This is a genomic window from Streptomyces sp. 12E, assembly GCF_055633275.1.
In genome coordinates, this window is record NZ_JBVNCJ010000001.1 from 3,868,333 (window position 1) to 3,886,575 (window position 18,243).

Below are 18,243 nucleotides of genomic sequence, written 5' to 3' on the forward strand. Positions count from 1 at the left end.
GCGCCGGCGGGGTCACTGCGGTGCTCCCTCCCGGCTGAGGATCCCGGACTCCGCGATGAGGTAGCCGAGCTGGGCCCGGCTGCCGCTGCCGAGAGTGGCGGCGAGCTTGGCGATGTGGGCGCGGCAGGTCCGCACGTTCATGCCGAGGCGGCGGGCGATGGCCTCGTCCACGTGGCCCTCCACCAGGAGCTTGGCGATGGAGTGCTGGATCTCCGGTATGCCGTCGGGCGCGGTCTCGTAGGGGGTGCCGGCGGTCAGCGGGACCGCGCGGCTCCACATGAACTCGAAGACCTTGATCAGGTAGCGGACGAGGCCGGTGTGCCGCAGCTCCAGGGCGACCTGGCGGTCGTCGCGCACGGGGATGAAGGCGACCGTCTCGTCGCAGATGATGAGGCGTTCCACCAGCTCGTCGATGGTGCGGTACTCCGCCCTGCCCTTGGCGAACTGCTCGACGTAGGAGAGGCGCTCGGGGTTGAACCGCGCGGTGTGCTGGTAGAGGGTGCGGATGCGCACGCCGCGCTCGGTGAGCAGCCGGTCGCGCTCGAACCCCTGGAGCAGACTGCGTTCGGGCCGGTGCCCGCTCGGCTGGACGGTGAGCATCTCCGTGCGGCACTGTGCGGTGGCCAGGTCCAGCGCGCTGTTGATGCGGTCGTTGCCCTCGAGCACCGTGATCGCGTGGGTGGGCGCGATCTCCTGGGTGCTCAGGGACATGAACGGCTCGAAAGTGTCGGCGAGTTCTATCGACAGGCGCCTGCGCTCGGTGATCTCCCGCTCTATGGGGCTCAACCGCTGGGCCAGCGCGATCGAGGGGAGCACCGGACGCAACCACTGCGCATCGTCGGGATCCGGGTGAAGGAGGGCGAAGTCCATCAAGCAGGGCGCGGTTTCCACATCGGCGCGGGCGATACGTCCCGCGCGCAGAGCATTCGCGTACAGTCGCCCCCCCTCCTCGCACAGTTCAGTCACCGCGTGAGGATGTGCCGCCTTAGTCTGTTTTTTTCCCAAATCTCCACCCCACAGGGTCCTGAACATGCAGGAACATGATGCACCGATCGTGTGGCCATGATGTGCCCGAATGAGCCATCGTCGTATGCGACGGGGGACAGAGGGGACCTTCAAGTGAGGACGAAGCCGACTATGGGTAAGAAAATGCTTCGCTCGGTGCTTGTCGCCGCCTTCTCCGTCGGTGTGGCCTTCGGAATAGCGGGCGGCCTCTCCGGGGCGAAGGAAGACGTCCGGGCGGACAGCGTGTGGCCGCCGATCGTCGCGCAGGACGCACCGGTTGCCGACAGCGTGTGGGCCGCCGGCTCCGCGCAGACGGCTGACAGCGTGTGGGCTTGACATGACTACTCCACCCGACGACCGCTCCTTCCGCCGGGAGATGGCGACCGCCTACCGATCCGGATGGCACTTCATCGACCTGGTCACCGCCATCCCCCACAGCGGTGACTCGTTGATGGTGACCGTCTTCGGTGAACCGGTCGTCGTCACCCGCGACGAGGACGGGGACGTACGGGCGTACCGGTGCCTGCGGCGGCCCAGGGGGGCGCCGAAGCCCGTACGGTGTGCCATCCGGTACGGAATGATCTTTGTGAACCTGGACCAGCGGGACCATCGGCAGGTGGAGTCCGACTCCCCCGCCCCCCGGACCATCTCGGCCACCCCCCGCAGTGCCTGACGCGATTCCCCCGTCGTAAAAGATCGCGCAGGTGCTTCCCCCCGCAGCGGCGTCACCGTGACCTGAACACGGTGACGCCGCTGCAGTTTTCCCGGGCATGTCCGGGTATCGGCCCGTCCGCGTGATGGCCGGAAGCCGCCGCGCGGCGCACGGGCCGCACGGCCGGCCTCACCCGCGCCCCATCGCGCGCGTGAGCGCGATCTCGATGACCACCCGGGACGGGTTCGGCCGCGGCGTCCGCCCGTAGCGCTCCGTGTACCGCCGCTCCGCCTCCGCGACGCTTTCCCGGTCCGCGCGGACCACGGCCCGCCCCTCCAGCGTGGCCCACCGCCGGCCGTCCACCTGGCAGACCGCGACGGCCGCGCCCCGGTCCCCCGCCGCCCGCACGTGGCGCGCCTTCGCACTCGTCCCGCTGGTGATCACCCGGGCGACCCGCGCCCCGGGGTCGTACGTCACCCCGACGGGTACCAGGTGCGGGGTGCCGTCCGGACGGAGGGTGGTCAGCGTGCACAGGTGCCTCTCGCGCCAGAAGCCGAGGAACGACGCGTCCGGATCGCCCGGATCTACCGAGTACGTGGTGGTCATGGACCGGAACTTAGCCCCTGTCGCACTCCCGTCCACCACCTTGAGTGGAATAGACTCAAGTTTGTGTACGTTGACCGAGTCAGCCACGAAGGCCGCTGAAGGGTCACCGCAAGGAGGAGAACGGATACCGTGGACGCCGAGCTGACCAACCGGAGCCGGGAAGCGATCCAGAACGCCGGGAACCGGGCCGTGACCGAGGGGCACCCCGACCTCACCCCCGCCCACCTGCTGCTCTCCCTGCTCGCCGGGCAGGAGAACGAGAACATCACGGACCTGCTCGCCGCGGTCGACGCCGACCAGGCCGCCGTACGCTCCGGGGCCGAGCGCGTCCTCGCCGGCCTGCCGAGCGTCACCGGGTCCACCGTGGCACCGCCCCAGCCCAACCGTGAACTGCTCGCCGTCATCGCGGACGCCCAGTCCCGCGCCCGCGACCTCGGCGACGAGTACCTCTCCACCGAGCACCTCCTCATCGGCATCGCCGCCAAGGGCGGAGCCGCCGGCGAGGTGCTCTCGCAGCAGGGCGCCACCGCCGGGAAGCTGCAGGACGCCTTCCGGAAGGCGCGCGGAAACCGCCGGGTGACCACCGCCGACCCCGAGGGCCAGTACAAGGCCCTGGAGAAGTTCGGCACCGACCTCACCGCCGCCGCCCGCGAGGGCAGGCTCGACCCCGTCATCGGACGCGACCAGGAGATCCGGCGCGTGGTGCAGGTCCTGTCCCGCCGCACCAAGAACAACCCGGTGCTGATCGGCGAGCCCGGCGTCGGCAAGACCGCCGTCGTGGAGGGCCTCGCCCAGCGCATCGTCAAGGGCGACGTCCCCGAGTCGCTGAAGAACAAGCGGCTGGTCGCCCTCGACCTCGGCGCCATGGTCGCCGGCGCCAAGTACCGCGGCGAGTTCGAGGAGCGCCTCAAGACCGTCCTCGCCGAGATCAAGGACTCCGACGGCCAGATCATCACCTTCATCGACGAGCTCCACACCGTCGTCGGCGCCGGCGCCGGCGGCGACTCCGCGATGGACGCCGGCAACATGCTCAAGCCCATGCTCGCCCGCGGCGAGCTCCGCATGGTCGGCGCCACGACCCTCGACGAGTACCGCGAACGCATCGAGAAGGACCCGGCCCTCGAACGCCGCTTCCAGCAGACCCTCGTCGCCGAACCGACCGTCGAGGACTCCATCGCCATCCTCCGCGGCCTCAAGGGCCGCTACGAGGCCCACCACAAGGTCCAGATCGCCGACAGCGCCCTCGTCGCCGCCGCCACCCTCTCCGACCGCTACATCACCTCCCGCTTCCTCCCCGACAAGGCCATCGACCTCGTCGACGAGGCCGCCAGCCGCCTCCGCATGGAGATCGACTCCTCGCCCGTCGAGATCGACGAACTCCAGCGCGCCGTCGACCGGCTGAAGATGGAGGAACTCGCCCTCGACAAGGAGACCGACGCGGCCTCCCTCGAACGCCTGGAGCGCCTGCGCCGCGACCTCGCCGACAAGGAGGAGGAGCTGCGCGGCCTCAACGCCCGCTGGGAGAAGGAGAAGCAGTCCCTCAACCGGGTCGGCGAACTGAAGGAGAAGCTCGACGAACTGCGCGGCCAGGCCGAACGCGCCCAGCGCGACGGCGACTTCGACACCGCCTCCAAACTGCTCTACGGCGAGATCCCCGGTGTGGAACGCGACCTGGAGGCCGCCTCCGAGGCCGAGGAGGAGGTGGCCCGGGACACCATGGTCAAGGAGGAGGTCGGCGCCGACGACATCGCCGACGTCGTCGCCTCCTGGACCGGCATCCCGGCCGGCCGCCTGATGGAGGGCGAGACCCAGAAACTGCTCCGCATGGAGGACGAACTCGGCAAGCGCCTCATCGGCCAGACCGAGGCCGTGCGCGCCGTCTCCGACGCCGTACGGCGCTCCCGGGCAGGCATCGCCGACCCCGACCGCCCCACCGGCTCCTTCCTCTTCCTCGGCCCGACGGGCGTCGGCAAGACCGAGCTGGCGAAGGCCCTCGCCGACTTCCTCTTCGACGACGAGCGGGCGATGGTCCGCATCGACATGTCCGAGTACGGCGAGAAGCACTCCGTCGCCCGCCTCGTCGGCGCGCCCCCCGGCTACGTCGGCTACGAGGAGGGCGGCCAGCTCACCGAGGCCGTCCGCCGCCGCCCCTACAGCGTCGTCCTCCTCGACGAGGTCGAGAAGGCCCACCCCGAGGTCTTCGACATCCTGCTCCAGGTCCTCGACGACGGCCGCCTCACCGACGGCCAGGGCCGCACCGTCGACTTCCGCAACACCATCCTGGTGCTGACGTCCAACCTGGGCAGCCAGTACCTGGTCGACCCGCTCACCACCGAGACGGAGAAGCGGGAGCAGGTCCTGGAGACGGTCCGCGCCTCCTTCAAGCCCGAGTTCCTCAACCGCCTCGACGACCTGGTCGTCTTCTCGGCGCTGACCAAGCCCGAGCTGGCACGCATCGCGCGCCTCCAGCTCGACGGCCTGGCCCGCCGCCTCGCCGAACGCCGGCTCGCCCTGGACGTCACCCCCGAGGCGCTGGAGTGGCTCGCCGAGGAGGGCCTGGACCCCGCCTACGGCGCCCGCCCGCTGCGCCGCCTCGTCCAGACCGCCATCGGCGACCGCCTCGCCAAGGAGATCCTGGCCGGGGGGATCAAGGACGGCGACACGGTCCGCGTGGACCGCTTCGAGGACGGCCTGCTGGTGGGTCCGGCGACGGGCAAGACCCTGTAGCCCGCGGGTCCCGCTCCGGCGAAGGGCCGGGGCGGGACCCCGGTATTCGTGCCGACGGCCGATTCGGCGGCGGTTGTCGGCCGGGGCAGGTTGCCCGGCACGGGGCAAGAGAGAGAGGGTGGGATGTACGTCTGGTCTCAGCGACGGCCGGACGCCAGACGACGTAGGAGTTTTCCAGTATGACCATCGACCCGTCCTCGATTCCGAATTTCGGGGGCCAGCCCGAGCCGCAGCCGCAAGGACCGGCGGGCCCCGTCGTCCCGGATCAGGACCTCGTGAAGCAGCTCCTCGACCAGATGGAGCTCAAGTACGTCGTCGACGACGAGGGTGACCTCGCGGCGCCGTGGGAGCAGTTCCGCACCTACTTCATGTTCCGCGGTGAGGGCGACCAGCAGATCTTCTCCGTCCGGACGTTCTACGACCGGCCGCACCAGATCGACGAGAAGCCGCAGCTGCTCGAGTCCGTCGACGACTGGAACCGGCGCACCCTGTGGCCCAAGGTCTACACCCACACCCACGACGACGGCACGGTCCGCCTCATCGGTGAGGCCCAGATGCTGATCGGCATGGGCGTCAGCCTGGAGCACTTCGTCTCGTCGACGGTGAGCTGGGTGCGGGCCGCGATCGAGTTCGACAAGTGGCTCGTCGAGCAGCTCGGCCTGGAGCAGGAGATCAACGAGGCGGACAAGCCCGAGGACGACGAGTAGTCCGTCCCCGGTCACGACGTTCCGGCGCGTACCCGCAGGTACGCGTCGTACGTGGGGAGAGCCCGCACCCGACACCGACCGCACCACGGCCGGCCCCGGGGGCGGGCTTTCCCGTGCTCCGGTCCGCCCGGCCCGCCGGCTGCTTATCCTTGTGGCCATGACAGCCCAGGCTCCGGAGCCCGTCCCGCACCCCGTCCCCCCGGGAGAGCTCCGCGCCTCCCACGACGACCGGGAAGCGGTGGTGGAGCAGCTGCGCGACGCGGCGGCCGAGGGACGCATCGATCTCGACGAGCTGGACGCGCGCCTGGAGCAGGCGCTGACCTCCAAGACCTACGCCGAGCTGGCCGTCCTGACCGCGGACCTGCCGAAGCGGGAGTCCGCCGGGAACCTGCCGCCCCTGGTGCTCAAGGGCGGCCTCCACGGAGCGTCCCGGGGCCCCGGACGCTGGGAGGTCCCCGGGCACGTGATCGCCCACGGAGGCATGGGGGGCGTGAAGCTCGACTTCACCCGGGCCGAGTGCCGCCTCCCGGAGGTCACGGTGGAGGCGTACGGGGAGGCGGCCGGTGTCACCATCGTCATCCCCGACGGCTGGGCCGCGGACACCGGCGCCCTGGACCCAGGCCTCGGCGGCCTGAAGGACAGGACCACGTCCGACCGGCTTCCGGGCACCCCGCTGATCCGGCTCGCCGGGTCCGGCGGCATGGCGGGGGTGGTCGTCCGCCACCCCAACCGCTGGGAGCGGCGCAAGCTGAACGGCAACCCGGTGCGGGACTAGGACGCGTGGCGGGCGGTGGCCCGGCGTCCGCCACGGAGCCACCGGGCCGGCTCTCCCTGATGCGCCCAGCGTTGTCACAGCACGTCTATCAGGCCTCGACTCGATGCACTGGCATTACACCGGACGCGCCCCGCGTGCGAGGAAAGCCAGGCCCGGTGACCGACCGTTCTGGCCGGTACCGGGCGCCGCGCCTTCCTGTGTCGCGGTGTTGTCACGCCGCCGACCACCGGATGCCGGTGGCGGGGACACTCGGCGGAGTGGAGGTGATGCCGACGACCTCGACCCGAACACCCCACGCTTCGAGCGTCCGCGCCGTCTGTACCAGGGTGACCTGCGAGAACGGGAACAGAGCGTCGGAGGTGAGGGCGTTGCCGTCCTTCAGAAGGACCGCGAAGACGACCTTCGAGGGCCGGAAGCCTTCGGGGAGACCGAATCCCTGTCGGGCCGTGGCCACCTTCTCGGAGAACCTTTTTCTTCCCTTTCCAAGGCCGGGGCGGGTGCCGGGGCCCGGAGGCTGCTCGTTCTGCTCGACGCTTACCGGGGGCTGGTTCTGCTCGGGGTGTTCCGTCATGGCGCTCTCCGCCCTTCCGCGGTCCGTTCCGATGAGGAGTCGACCGGGCGGGACACGGTGCGGGACGAGTGCCTTCGGCTCCGTGCGAGCCCGGTGCGACGGAACAGACGTTAGGGAAGGGAGGGAGACTCAAACCATGACTCCGTTGATAACCGGGGTTATCGAAGTGACCAATGCTTACAGGTGAGTTGACGGCTCCGTGGGCACCTCCGCCCATACCGTCTTGCCCACGGGGTGACGAGGTGACGAACCCCAGCGCACCGCCAGGGCTTCCACCAGGAGCAGCCCACGGCCGGACTCACCTTCGGGAGAGGCCGTGGGCGTGGAGGTGGGCAGTCGCTTCGTGGAGGCGGCGTCCGCGACCTCGACCCGTACCAGGCCCGCCACCTCGTCGAGGGTGAGCCGGAGGCCGAAGTCCCGTCCGGTCACCCGGCCGTGCTGCACGGCGTTCGCGGCGAGTTCACCGACGACGAGGGCGATCGCGCACGACACGTCCGACGCGGGTGGGTGACCCCACGCCTCCATGCACCGGGCGGCGAAGTGTCGGGCTAGCTGCGCACCTCGTGGCGAGGAAGTGAACTGGGCGACGGCTGAGGGTCGTCCGCTCTCTTCGTCGACGAGCGTGACGATGTCCGATGCGGTGGGCGTGCAGCTCCGCCGTGGCTCGTCTCCAGAGGTGATCGTTCCTGTGAGCACGGCTTTGTCCGTCCCTCTCCATCGAGCTCGGAATGTCTCGCAACGTGCACGAGTCATCGCTTTCCGTGTCCAAGGTTCGTCGGATCGCCCTACGCTCGACAGAGGGCGCAGGCTTACCTTTCAGGCCATAAGGAACGGAAGTGACGCTTTGGCCAACGGAATTGACCCCAGTGCGTCGATGGCGGCGTTGTTCGGTGCGCGGGTGCGCAGGCTCCGTACGGCGGCCGGCCTGACTCAGGCCGAACTCGGTGCCAGGACACACGTGGTGAGCACCCGGATCACGCAGATCGAGCGGGCGTCGGGAGCGAAGCCGACGCTGGAACTGGCGCGTGCGCTGGACGCGGCTCTCGGTGCGGACGACCTCCTGGTCGAGCTGTGGCCGTACGTGTACCGGGAGGCGTTTCCGGACTGGTCGCGGAAGTTCATGGAGTACTCGGAGCGGGCGGTGACCATCAGGCAGTATGCGGCCCATGTGGTGCCGGGTCTGTTGCAGACGGAGGACTACGCGCGGGCCGTTCTCGGTCTGGACGATGAGGAGCAGTTGGAGGAGCGCGTAGCAGCCCGCATGGGACGGCAGCAACGGCTGGGCTCGGATCGGCCGGAACTGTGCGTAATCCTGGATGAGGCGGTACTGAGGCGTCCGATTGGCGGCCATGCCGTGATGCGGAAGCAGTTGGCGCGACTGCTTGACGTCGCCGGGAAGCGTCACATCACTGTGCAGGTGCTGCCGTTCGACCAAGGCGGGCATGAGGCTATGGGCGGCTCGCTGACGGTCCTGATCCTGCCGGACGGCTCGGAAGTGGCCTACACGGAGGGTTCGGATTACGGCCAACTCATCGAAGAACCGACCAACATCAACCGCTACAAGGTGATTTACGATCGGCTACGGGCGGCAGCCCTGCCCCCGATCATGTCGCTCGACATGGTCCGGTCTGCGATGGAGGGCAACTACCGTGGCGCACTTCTCCCGTCCCGATCTGACCGGCGCCGCCTGGCGCAAGAGCAGCTACAGCAACCAGGCGGGGGGCGACTGCGTGGAGGTGGTCGACGGATTCCCCGGCGTCGTCCCCGTCCGTGACAGCAAGGTCCCGCACGGTCCGGCGCTGTGCTTCGAGGCCGTCTCCTGGGCGGCGTTCATAGGCGAGTTGAAGGACGGTCGTCACCGCGTATGAGTCAACGGGGCACCGGTCGCCGGCCCTTGTACGGGTCCGCCGGTGCCTCGCCTATGAGGTTCCGGTGGGTCACTGACCTCCCCAAAGAACCGGGGAAAGAACTACCCGCCCACCCACCCTCCCGGCCGGAAGGCCCGCGTCACCCGTGCGGGTGACCGGCTTGCAGGCGCGGGATGTGGGCGGTTACGTTCGCCGCGACGACCACAAACAGATACGGCCCCCGCCCAGGATTCGCCGTCCCGGAACGAGGGCCTGACCGATCAGGAAGAAGCAACCTTCCCGATGGCTGACTCGCAGTCTAACGCGCGCCTGCGCGCCGACGCCGGGGCTCCGACCTCCGGCGTAATCCATGTCCGCACCCGGCTCACCGCCGACTTCACCGTGATCTCCAACGCCCTCGCACAACGGCGCGGCAGCGCGGTCACCGTCGGCGTCGCGGTCTACATCCTCTCCCTGCCCACCGGCACCCCCGTCAGCATCGCCGCCCTGTGCGCACACTTCACCGAGGGTGAGATCCTGATCTCCCGGGCCCTGCGGGAGCTGGAGGCCGCCGGGTACCTGGAGCGATGCCGGGAGCGTCTGCCCTCGGGGCGGATCCGCACCCGGACGTACTTCTACGACGTACCCGGCGGCACCCCGCAGCCGGACCCAGACGGGTCACCGGAACCGCCGAAGCCGCCCCGGCCCCGGAAGCCGTCCGCAGCCGAGCAATCCGCTCCCTCTTCGGTGGCTGCGCAAGCAGCTCCCGTACCCACTCCGGACCAGCCGGAGGAGCCGACTGCACTCGCCGATGCCGATCCGCAGGCGGTCGCCGTCCTGGCCTCCCTGCGCCGCGTCGATCCGCGTCTCGTCCTGTCCGAGCGTGAGGCCGTGTGCCTGGCGCCGGCCGTCACCGCATGGCTGGCGGCCGGTGTCGCGCCCTCCCGGATCACCGCACTGCTCACCACGGGGCTCCCCGACCGCTTCCTGACCCGCCCGGCGGCCATCCTCGCCTTCCGCCTGCGCGAGACGCCGCTGCCCGAGCCGCCCCCGGCCCCGCTCCCGCCCCTCCCCGGCCGCCCGGCCGTGCTGCCCTTCCAGACCTGCGACGGCTGCGAGCGCGCCTTCCGCGCACCGGAGCCCGGACACTGCCGGGACTGTCGACACCACCTCGTCGGGGGTCTTCTTCGTGCGGCCGGCTGAGCAGGTGGGCGGGTGTGGGATCGCTCCCCGGACGGGAGACTTGATGTGCGACGATGCGAGGTCCGTTGGCGGACACGACAGACGGAGGAGGTGGGGCATGGCCGACCGGTTCGAGGACGGGCTTCTGACGCCCACGGAAACAGCCTCTCACCTGCAGATTCCGCAGTCGACCCTGCTCTCGTGGCTGAAGAGCAGGGCCGCCGGGGCGCCGCTGGTCCACCAGGTGGAACCACTGCGCAAGGGACAGCCTTCGGTGCCGTTCATCGCGGTGGCCGAGGCGCACGTCCTTCGTTCCCTGCGAACCCTGGGGCTGCGGATGAGCGAGATCAGGGAAGCGGCCGCCGCCGTACGGGACGCCTTCGACACCCCCTACGGCCTTGTCTCGAAGCGCATCGCGACGGACGGCGTGGACATCTTCGTCGAGCACGGACTGGGGGACCTGCGCAGGGCCCGGGACGGTCAGGCACCCATCCACGAAGTGGTCTCCGACTACCTCCGCTACTTGAACTGGGAGCCCGACGACGACTTCCCCACCAGCCTGCGGCTCAGGCAGTACCCGGAGTCCGTCCCCGTCGTGATCGACCCGAGGTTCGGGCTCGGGAGGCCCGTCGTGGCCGCGAACCGCGTCGCGGTCAAGGCCATCACCGACCTCTGGGAGGCCGGGGAGAGCGTTGAGGACATCGCGTACGACTTCGACATGACACCCGAGCAGGTCGACGCGTTGTGCCGGGCAGTGGTGCGCCTTGCCGCCTGAGTTCTTCCTCGACCGCAATCTCGGACGTCGCGTCGTGGAAGGGCTGAGGGTGCGCGGCTGGATCGTGCACCTCATCGGAGACGTCTTCCCCGACGACGCACAGGACATCGCCGACGAGGACTGGCTCGCTTACGGTCTCGACCAGTCATGGGTACCGATCTCGAAGGACGGCCGGATCAAGAGCAGAGACTCGGAGATCCAGCCGGTGCTGGAGCGAGAAACGGTGTTCTTCTACCTCGACAACCAGCAACTTCCCAGCCCTGAGATGGTTGGACGGCTCGACACACACCGTGAGGCCATCCACCGGGCCGTGGCCAGGGGCGGCCCCGCGGCCTATGCGGTGCGACGCGACCGCATCGAGCGCACCTGGCCGTGACGTGCGTGACGGCCCTGACCCGGACCCGGGCCGTCACGCACGCGTAGCTACTTCTCCTTGCCGTGCTGCTCCTCACCGCGCTGCGCGACGACACCCCCGTGCCCGACCTCAGCCTGCCGCTGTCATCGTTCGAACGCGACAACATCGGAGAGCATCCCCGTCTCACTCAGGAAGATCTGGACCGCGCGTTCGAGGCCGCTCTGGCACGGGCTGATCAGCGCTGGGAAGAGATCTGGGGCGACCATGCCTGGGAAGACACCGATGAACGGGACTCCCATCGGGCCGAGGATCGGGCCGAGGCCAGGCAGGAAGCGATCAAGGACCGTGCCAGCCGGGCCGGTAACCACGTCATGGAACTCGTCGACCATATCGGTGACACGCTGTGGCCCGACCTCGTGGAAGCGGTGGAAGCCGGCGACCGGGTGCGCGCGATCCGGGTACTGGCGGAAGCATGCGCGGCTGCACGGGAGACCGAGCCCGCCTACAAGCTGTACGAGGTCAACCTCTCCATGCAGTACGAGTCGTCGCCCATGTCCCTCGGCGCCATGGGCGAGGTCCTGAGTGACTTCGAGACGTGGCTGGGGTCGTCCAAGACCAAGTGACCGCGCTCACCGGGCCCCGGCGGCCTTGAGGCGCCGGGACGCCTCCTCCAGCACGGACCGCTTCTTGCAGAAGGCGAAGCGGACGAAGGGGGCGCCCAGTTCGCGGTGGTCGTAGAAGACGGCCGTGGGGATGGCGACCACGCCCGCGCGCTCGGGCAGGGAGCGGCAGAAGGCGATGCCGTCCCTCTCGCCCAGGGGGCGGATGTCGGCGGTGACGAAGTAGGTGCCGGACGGGCGGTGGACGGTCAGGCCGGCCTCCTCCAGGCCCGCCGCCAGGAGGTCGCGCTTGGCGAGCATGTCCGCGCGGAAGTCGGTGAAGTACGACTCGGGCAGGGCGAGGGCCTCGGCGACCGCGTACTGGAAGGGGCCCGCGGAGACGTAGGTGAGGAACTGCTTGGCCGAGCGGACCGCCGTGACCAGTTCCGGGGAGGCCGTGATCCAGCCGACCTTCCAGCCGGTGAAGGAGAAGGTCTTGCCCGCGCTGGAGATGGTCACCGTGCGGTCCCGCATGCCCGGGAAGGTGGCGAGGGGGATGTGTTCGGCGTCGTCGAAGACCAGGTGCTCGTAGACCTCATCGGTCACGACGAGCAGGTCGCGTTCCACCGCCAGTTCGGCGATCGCGGTCAGCTCCGCGCGGGTGAGGACCGTGCCGGTCGGGTTGTGCGGGGTGTTGAGCAGGAGCAGACGAGTGCGGTCGGTGACGGCGTCGCGCAGTTCGTCGAGGTCGAGGCGGAAGCGGCCCTCGCGGGGGCGGAGCGTGACGGGGACGCGGGCGCCGCCCGCCATGGCGATGCAGGCCGCGTAGGAGTCGTAGTACGGCTCGAGGGCGATCACCTCGTCGCCGGGTTCCACCAGGGCGAGCAGCGCGGCGGCGATCGCCTCGGTGGCGCCGGCGGTGACCAGGACCTCGGTGTCGGGGTCGACGGCGAGGCCGTAGCGGCGCTTCTGGTGCGCGGCGACGGCGGCGCGCAGCTCGGGGACGCCGGGGCCCGGCGGGTACTGGTTGCCGCGGCCGTCCCGCAGGGCGCGTACGGCGGCCTCCCTGACCTCCTCGGGGCCGTCGGTGTCGGGGAAGCCCTGGCCCAGGTTGATGGATCCGGTCCGCAGGGCCAGGGCGGACATCTCGGCGAAGATCGTCGTCCCGAACTCGGCGAGCCGGCGGTTCAGGAGGGGGCGCGCGCTGGAGGTCATGGCGGTCATCCTGCGCCGAGGTTCCGGGGTTCCTCAACTCACGTCCGGGGATCCGCACCCGTGGCGGCCCCGGGGGTACGGCCTGTGAGCAGCGGGGGAGCCGTTGTCGTCCGTCGCCGTGGGCCGTCCTCGGACGGCCCACGGACGGTCCTGCTGCGTTCCTTGACCGCCTTCCCGATTCCCCGGTCGGAAGATCAGAAAAGCGAATGACGGGGCACGGTAACCGACCTACCGTCATGTCATCTTTTTCGAAACCCGGGAGGCACATCATGAGAATGTCCCGCATGGCGGTGGGCGTGGCGGCGATCACCGCGGCTCCGGTCCTGATGCTCGCCCCGCCCGCCCTGGCTGCTGACGCGCCCCCTGTCCAGGTCTCCGCGGTCGCGGACGACCCCAACGACCTCAGGGTCGCCATCGTCCAGCTCATGTCCCGTCCGGAAGCCGGAACGGAGGTCCGTGAGAAGGGCTACAAGGCGCTGAACGGCACGATCGAGGAAATGCGCGCTTTCCTGGAGACCGGTTACCGCCTGGCACAGGCCCAGGACGACCGTGTCGCGATCGTCCAGCACATGTCCCGCCCGGAAGCCGGCACAGAGGTCGTCGCACGGGGCCGGGCCGTTCTCAACGACGGCTCCCCTGAGGCGCTGCGCGCTTTCCTGGAGACCGGTTACCGCCTGGCACAGGCCCAGGACGACCGTGTCGCGCTCGCCCAGCTCATATCCAGGTCCGCGGCGAGGCCGGCGCTGCGGGCGGCCGCCCTCGAGATGCTCAGGGCCGGCGACCCCGAGGAGATGCGCTGGTTCCTGGAGGTCGGCCAGTACCAGGTGACCGGTTGACGACCCGAGTAGGACATCTCCCCTTCCTGACGGTCAGGCGCGTCTGACACCCGAAGTCCTGGGTACACGCGGTGTCACGCGTCCTGACGCCAGGCCCGGCCTTCCGCGCCGACGTCTCCCGGCACCGTGATCCGTACGCGCCCGGGGGTGGCGATCCGAGGGCGGGGAGATTTCCCCCGCCTGGAGGACCGTCCCGAGCGCCTTCCAGGGCTCTTCGGCCGGTCGCACCCTCAGAAGTTGCTCAACTCTGCTTTGGGCCGTGCGGGCGGAGGGCATCTCCCGGTCACACACGTGAGCGGGGCGCCCACGGGGGGCTGCTTCGGGGGATCACGGGGGAACGAGAGGAGGGTGACGCCATGGTCATCGGCATCATCCTGGTGGCGCTTTTCGTACTGTTGGTCGCGGTCGTGAGCGTGGCGCGCAGGCCCGCGCGGCGAGTGGGCGCCGGCCGTCGCGGCAGGGGCAGTGACAGCTGGTGGGCGGGGGGCGGCAGCGGCGGGTCCCACTCGTCGTCGAGCTCCGGCGGGGGAGTGTCCTGCGGGGGTGGCTCGTCCTGCGGAGGCGGGTCGTCCTGCGGGGGTGGCGGATGCGGCGGAGGCGGCTGACACGGGGCAGCCCGTCTCCACTGCGGGGGACGACGCATCCGCGACGGCGGGGTCCGCACCTGGGCGGGCCCCGCCGTGCCGTTCCGGGACGCTGCGCACCGGCGTACGCCGTCACCTCGGGGTGTGCGCCGGAGTTGAACAGGTGAGCTGGGGAGCCCCCCAGGGAATGGAAAGCCCACGAAGTTGGGTAAAAACGCTGTGGTGGGACCACACTTCATGATTGCCTATAAATCACCGACGCAGCCCTCGGACTCCCCGCGGCCCCTTCTTCCGGTCGGGTGACCGGGCTGACCGGCCGGGCTTCCCGGTGCGGCCGGGTGCGCGGACCCCCTTATCTCCCTCTCCTTGTGTGCTTGCGGAGCCGATCCATGCTCACGACCCTGAACACCGCCTACTCCGACACGCGCGCGGCCGACCTCGCCTGGGCCCTGGGACGCGAGCCGCTTCCCGCGCTGGCCACACTGGATCTCGAACTGGCCGGGACAAACGTTCAGTTGAGGCTGCTCGGTGCGTCCCACCAGGTGCTCGTCGAGGAGGAGCGGGGTCTCTGTTCGGAGACGGTGGCGTGCATCCCGGGCAGCAGCACGCCGCTTCCGCTGGGCGTGGCCAAGCAGGTGGACAACTGGGAGTACGAGTTCGCCGCCCGGGTGGAGGTGCTCTCCCCGGGGGCCTTCGCGGGCCGCGCCCAGGAGTTGCTGGCCCTGGTCTCCGACCATCCGCAGGGTCTCGCCGGGGTCTTCCCCGGCAGTCCGCACGCGTTCACGGCGATGCTCGCCCAGCACCACGGGGGTCAGGTGCACTGGCGGACCTGGCACGCCTATCCGCAGGACGGGCAGTTGGTGACGACGCGGACGAGGGTGGGGGTGCGGACGAGGGCGGCGGTGTGAGGCCGGCCGGAGGCCAAGGGGGTCGGGGCGGGGTCACTGCTCGTGACGATATCGGGCAAACATAAACAAAGAGCACACGTGTGGGTGACGTTGCGCGGTGGAGGAGTAACGTAACGTCGCTGGGGTGATCGAATCGCAGGCCCCCGCACCGCCCGGCTCCACGCAGTCCTGGGACGGGCCCGGTGGCGCCGCGGAGAGTCCGCTGCGGCTGCCGGTGCGGCAGGAAACCGGACGGTTCCTGGTCCTCGCGGGCGTGTTCGTCTGTGCGGCCTGCGGACTCGTGTACGAGCTGGAACTGGTCGCGCTGGCCACGTACTTGATGGGTGATTCGGTCGCCCAGACCTCCGTCGTGCTGTCCGTGATGGTCTTCGCGATGGGCATCGGGTCCCTGGCCGCGAAACGGCTGCGGCGGCACGCGGCGGCCGGGTTCGGCGCCGTCGAGGCGGCCCTCGCCCTCGTCGGCGGGTGCAGCGCGATGGCGCTGTACGCCGTGTTCGCCTGGACGGGTGACTGGGGCGGCGTGTGGGAGAGCGGCCCACGCGCGCTGCTGGTCGCCTTCTCCCTGGCCACCGGGCTGCTGATCGGGGCCGAGGTGCCGCTGCTGATGGAGCTGATCCAGCGGATCCGCCGGCAGGACGCGGGGGGCGCGGTGGCCGACCTGTCCGCCGCGGACTACGTGGGCGCGCTGGTCGGCGGGCTCGCCTTCCCCTTCCTCCTCCTGCCGCTGCTCGGCCAGCTGACCGGCGCGCTGATCACCGGCGCGGTCAACGCGGTCGTCGGCGGGGCGCTGGTGCTCGGGCTGTTCCGGCAGGACCTCACGCGGCGCGCCCGCCGGCTGCTGGTCGCCTTCAACGCGTGCGTGCTCCTCGTCCTCGCCACGGCCGCCGTCCTCGTCGACGACTTCGAGCGGGCCGCCCGGCACGCCCTGTACGGCTCCGACGTACGCGTGGCCCTGCGGACGGACGTCCAGGAGGTGCTGCTCACCGGCGGACGGGACGGGCGGCCCCTGAACCTGTTCCTCGACGGGCGGCTGCGGGTCGGCGGCCGGGACGAACTCCGGTACCACGAGGCGCTGGTGCACCCCGCGATGCGCGGCCCGCACACCCGCGTGCTGGTCCTCGGCGGCGGTGACGGGCTGGCCGTGCGCGAGGTGCTGCGCCACACCGGCGTGCGCCGGGCCGACGTCGTCGAGATCGACGCGGGCGTGGTGCGGCTGGCCCGCCGCGACCCGGCGCTGTCCGCGCTGAACGCGCACGCCCTCGACGACCCGCGCGTGCGGGTGACCACCGCGGACGCCTTCGACTGGCTGCGCGGGGCGCCCCGGGCGGCGTACGACGTCGTCGTCTCGGACCTGCCCCATCCCGGGATCACCGCGAGCGCCAAGCTGTACACGCAGGAGTTCTACGGGCTGGTCCGGCGGGTGCTGGCGCCCGGCGGGCGGCTCGTGGTGCACGGGGGCGCGGTGGCGTCCCGTCCCCGCGACTTCTGGACGGTGGACTCGACGCTCCGCGCGGCGGGGCTGCGTACCGCCGCGTACCGGGTGAGCGGCCGGCGGACCGGTTTCGCCGCCGGACCCGACCGGGGCGCCACGGCCACCGTCCACGCCCACCGCGACTGGGGGTTCGTCCTGGCCGCCCGCCACCTCCCCGAGCCGCGCCTCGACCCCGCCGGACCGCGTCCGCGCACGCTCACCGACGCCTCCCTCGCGGCGGACGTCCGGGCGGCGGAGCGCACCCGGGTCACCGGTCTGCCGCCGTCCACCCTGGTGCACCCCCGGTACACCGGCTGAGCCCCTCTCCTGCGTTCCGCGCCGACGCGCCGCGACTTCCCGCCGACGGGGGTGCAGCCCGGTGTCGCGTGGGTAGGCTCGGCAGTCATGGAGCACGAGGTGTTCGTTCCGGTCGCGGCGGAGCGGCTCAGGGAGGTGCTGGACGACCCCGCGCGGGTCGCCCGGGCGGTGCCCGGACTCCAGCACGACGTCGGCGCGGAACCCGTCGCCGGCCGGCTGAAGGTCCGGGTGGGCGGCCACTCCGTCACCTACCGGGGCGCCGTACGGGTGTCCGCGCGGGACGACGGCTCCTACGCCGTCGAGGGCGATGCGGCGGAGGCCCGCGGCAGCGGCTCGGCGAAGCTCGCGCTGCGGCTGCGCCTGCGGGACGCGGAGGGCGGCGCCACCCTCACGGTGGAGGGCACGGCGACGGCCGACGGCCGGATCACGGAGTTCCCGGCGGACGCGGTGGCCTCGGCGGTGACCCGCCTGCTGAACCGCTTCGCGGGGAACCTGGGCGTCGAAGCGGCGGAGCGGCCCTCCGGTCCGGAGTCGCCCGAGCTGCTGTCCACGGGGGACTTCGAACCCCGGGCCACCACCGACTTCGAGACCACCCCGGACGCGGACGACGCACCGCCGTCGGCCCCGGACGACGCCCCGCCCCCGCCCCCGGACGTGGACGGCACCCCGCCGCCCTCTCCGGACGGGGACGTCCCGCCCGTCTTCGACGTGGAGATCCCGCCGTCCGCCTTCGAGGAGGAGTTCGAGGAGGAGGGCGACGACTCCGTCGCCGAGGCGGCGCATGCCCGGCGGACGATGATCGGCCGCAGTGCCGAGGAGGTGGACCACGCGCCGCCGCGCGGCCGCTACGCACCCGTCCCGGCTCCGCAGACCGTCGCCGTCGGCACGCCCCTGCGGTGGGCCGCGCCGGCGGCGGCTCTGGCGGTGGCCTCGGCGGTCGTCGCGATCAGGGCGCTCCGCAGGCGCCGCTGAACTGTCGCCGCCGGGCGGGGCGTTGCGCAGCCCGGTGCTCACGGGGCGCCTCGCGTCCGCCCGTGCCGGCCCGGGGGCGCCTCCGGGGCCGTTCGGGCACCGGGGGAGGGCGCGACCGTCCGTGGCCGGCGGGGGCCG

20 protein-coding genes are annotated in these 18,243 nt (G+C 71.1%); 15 read left to right on the forward strand and 5 right to left on the reverse strand.

Annotated elements, in window-relative coordinates; translation table 11 throughout:
• Positions 1–12 precede the first annotated feature (12 nt).
• On the reverse strand, positions 13–1,032 hold the full coding sequence (locus tag ACZ8ZB_RS17960) for a helix-turn-helix transcriptional regulator (RefSeq protein ID WP_470738712.1): 1,020 nt from the start codon (positions 1,030–1,032) through the stop codon (positions 13–15).
• A gap of 87 nt (positions 1,033–1,119) precedes the next feature.
• Here ACZ8ZB_RS17960 and ACZ8ZB_RS17965 point away from each other — a divergent pair, with 87 nt between their 5' ends.
• Both ACZ8ZB_RS17965 and ACZ8ZB_RS17970 read left to right on the forward strand, forming a co-directional pair.
• On the forward strand, positions 1,120–1,341 hold the full coding sequence (locus tag ACZ8ZB_RS17965; RefSeq protein WP_470738713.1) for a hypothetical protein: 222 nt from the start codon (positions 1,120–1,122) through the stop codon (positions 1,339–1,341).
• A gap of 1 nt (position 1,342) precedes the next feature.
• On the forward strand, positions 1,343–1,678 hold the full coding sequence (locus ACZ8ZB_RS17970; RefSeq protein ID WP_019524256.1) for a Rieske (2Fe-2S) protein: 336 nt from the start codon (positions 1,343–1,345) through the stop codon (positions 1,676–1,678).
• 168 nt (positions 1,679–1,846) lie between these two features.
• On the opposite strand, the gene ACZ8ZB_RS17975 is transcribed toward ACZ8ZB_RS17970, so the two are convergent.
• Positions 1,847–2,263, reverse strand: a complete 417-nt coding sequence (locus ACZ8ZB_RS17975; RefSeq protein ID WP_470738714.1) for a pyridoxamine 5'-phosphate oxidase family protein — start codon at positions 2,261–2,263, stop codon at positions 1,847–1,849.
• Positions 2,264–2,392: 129 nt separating this feature from the next.
• Between ACZ8ZB_RS17975 and clpB the strand changes: the two genes are divergently transcribed.
• The 3 genes from clpB to ACZ8ZB_RS17990 all read left to right on the forward strand — a co-directional run bounded on the left by clpB (position 2,393) and on the right by ACZ8ZB_RS17990 (position 6,472).
• Positions 2,393–4,990 (forward strand): ATP-dependent chaperone ClpB, encoded by a 2,598-nt coding sequence (gene clpB / locus ACZ8ZB_RS17980; RefSeq protein WP_470738715.1) that lies wholly within the window; start codon positions 2,393–2,395, stop codon positions 4,988–4,990.
• Positions 4,991–5,169: 179 nt separating this feature from the next.
• Positions 5,170–5,697: a YbjN domain-containing protein gene (locus ACZ8ZB_RS17985; protein WP_030827697.1), complete on the forward strand. Its 528-nt coding sequence runs from the start codon at positions 5,170–5,172 to the stop codon at positions 5,695–5,697.
• A gap of 157 nt (positions 5,698–5,854) precedes the next feature.
• On the forward strand, positions 5,855–6,472 hold the full coding sequence (locus ACZ8ZB_RS17990; RefSeq protein WP_470738716.1) for a DUF1707 SHOCT-like domain-containing protein: 618 nt from the start codon (positions 5,855–5,857) through the stop codon (positions 6,470–6,472).
• 211 nt (positions 6,473–6,683) lie between these two features.
• On the opposite strand, the gene ACZ8ZB_RS17995 is transcribed toward ACZ8ZB_RS17990, so the two are convergent.
• Both ACZ8ZB_RS17995 and ACZ8ZB_RS18000 read right to left on the reverse strand, forming a co-directional pair.
• Positions 6,684–7,043: a DUF6119 family protein gene (locus ACZ8ZB_RS17995; RefSeq protein ID WP_470738717.1), complete on the reverse strand. Its 360-nt coding sequence runs from the start codon at positions 7,041–7,043 to the stop codon at positions 6,684–6,686.
• Positions 7,044–7,220: 177 nt separating this feature from the next.
• Positions 7,221–7,739, reverse strand: a complete 519-nt coding sequence (locus ACZ8ZB_RS18000) for an ATP-binding protein (RefSeq protein WP_470738718.1) — start codon at positions 7,737–7,739, stop codon at positions 7,221–7,223.
• Positions 7,740–7,917: 178 nt separating this feature from the next.
• Between ACZ8ZB_RS18000 and ACZ8ZB_RS18005 the strand changes: the two genes are divergently transcribed.
• The 6 genes from ACZ8ZB_RS18005 to ACZ8ZB_RS18030 all read left to right on the forward strand — a co-directional run bounded on the left by ACZ8ZB_RS18005 (position 7,918) and on the right by ACZ8ZB_RS18030 (position 11,825).
• The gene (locus tag ACZ8ZB_RS18005) at positions 7,918–8,817 is read left to right on the forward strand and encodes a helix-turn-helix domain-containing protein (RefSeq protein ID WP_470738719.1); all 900 of its coding nucleotides are present in this window, start codon (positions 7,918–7,920) and stop codon (positions 8,815–8,817) included.
• Positions 8,780–8,911: a DUF397 domain-containing protein gene (locus tag ACZ8ZB_RS18010; protein WP_470738720.1), complete on the forward strand. Its 132-nt coding sequence runs from the start codon at positions 8,780–8,782 to the stop codon at positions 8,909–8,911. Before ACZ8ZB_RS18005 ends, ACZ8ZB_RS18010 begins: the two co-directional genes overlap by 38 nt.
• A gap of 282 nt (positions 8,912–9,193) precedes the next feature.
• Entirely contained in the window at positions 9,194–10,093 is a 900-nt protein-coding gene (locus ACZ8ZB_RS18015; RefSeq protein ID WP_470738721.1) for a hypothetical protein, read from the forward strand.
• Positions 10,094–10,190: 97 nt separating this feature from the next.
• Entirely contained in the window at positions 10,191–10,847 is a 657-nt protein-coding gene (locus ACZ8ZB_RS18020; RefSeq protein ID WP_470738722.1) for a DUF433 domain-containing protein, read from the forward strand.
• The gene (locus ACZ8ZB_RS18025; protein ID WP_470738723.1) at positions 10,837–11,223 is read left to right on the forward strand and encodes a PIN-like domain-containing protein; all 387 of its coding nucleotides are present in this window, start codon (positions 10,837–10,839) and stop codon (positions 11,221–11,223) included. The genes ACZ8ZB_RS18020 and ACZ8ZB_RS18025 overlap by 11 nt, the downstream gene beginning before the upstream one ends.
• Positions 11,224–11,285: 62 nt before the next feature.
• Entirely contained in the window at positions 11,286–11,825 is a 540-nt protein-coding gene (locus tag ACZ8ZB_RS18030; protein ID WP_470738724.1) for a hypothetical protein, read from the forward strand.
• A gap of 6 nt (positions 11,826–11,831) precedes the next feature.
• Here the strand turns inward: ACZ8ZB_RS18030 and ACZ8ZB_RS18035 are convergent, their stop codons facing one another.
• Positions 11,832–13,025: a pyridoxal phosphate-dependent aminotransferase gene (locus ACZ8ZB_RS18035; RefSeq protein ID WP_470738725.1), complete on the reverse strand. Its 1,194-nt coding sequence runs from the start codon at positions 13,023–13,025 to the stop codon at positions 11,832–11,834.
• Between the two features lie 260 nt (positions 13,026–13,285).
• Between ACZ8ZB_RS18035 and ACZ8ZB_RS18040 the strand changes: the two genes are divergently transcribed.
• From ACZ8ZB_RS18040 to ACZ8ZB_RS18055, 4 genes are all read left to right on the forward strand, one after another.
• The gene (locus ACZ8ZB_RS18040; protein ID WP_470738726.1) at positions 13,286–13,852 is read left to right on the forward strand and encodes an ALF repeat-containing protein; all 567 of its coding nucleotides are present in this window, start codon (positions 13,286–13,288) and stop codon (positions 13,850–13,852) included.
• 973 nt (positions 13,853–14,825) lie between these two features.
• Positions 14,826–15,344 carry a DUF2617 family protein gene (locus ACZ8ZB_RS18045; RefSeq protein ID WP_470738727.1) on the forward strand — a complete coding sequence of 173 codons (519 nt, stop codon included), beginning with the start codon at positions 14,826–14,828 and terminating at the stop codon, positions 15,342–15,344.
• 124 nt (positions 15,345–15,468) lie between these two features.
• Complete coding sequence (locus ACZ8ZB_RS18050; RefSeq protein WP_470738728.1) at positions 15,469–17,133, forward strand: polyamine aminopropyltransferase; 1,665 nt, start codon at positions 15,469–15,471, stop codon at positions 17,131–17,133.
• 87 nt (positions 17,134–17,220) lie between these two features.
• Positions 17,221–18,105 carry an SRPBCC domain-containing protein gene (locus ACZ8ZB_RS18055; RefSeq protein WP_470738729.1) on the forward strand — a complete coding sequence of 295 codons (885 nt, stop codon included), beginning with the start codon at positions 17,221–17,223 and terminating at the stop codon, positions 18,103–18,105.
• The last annotated feature ends 138 nt before the right edge of the window (positions 18,106–18,243 follow it).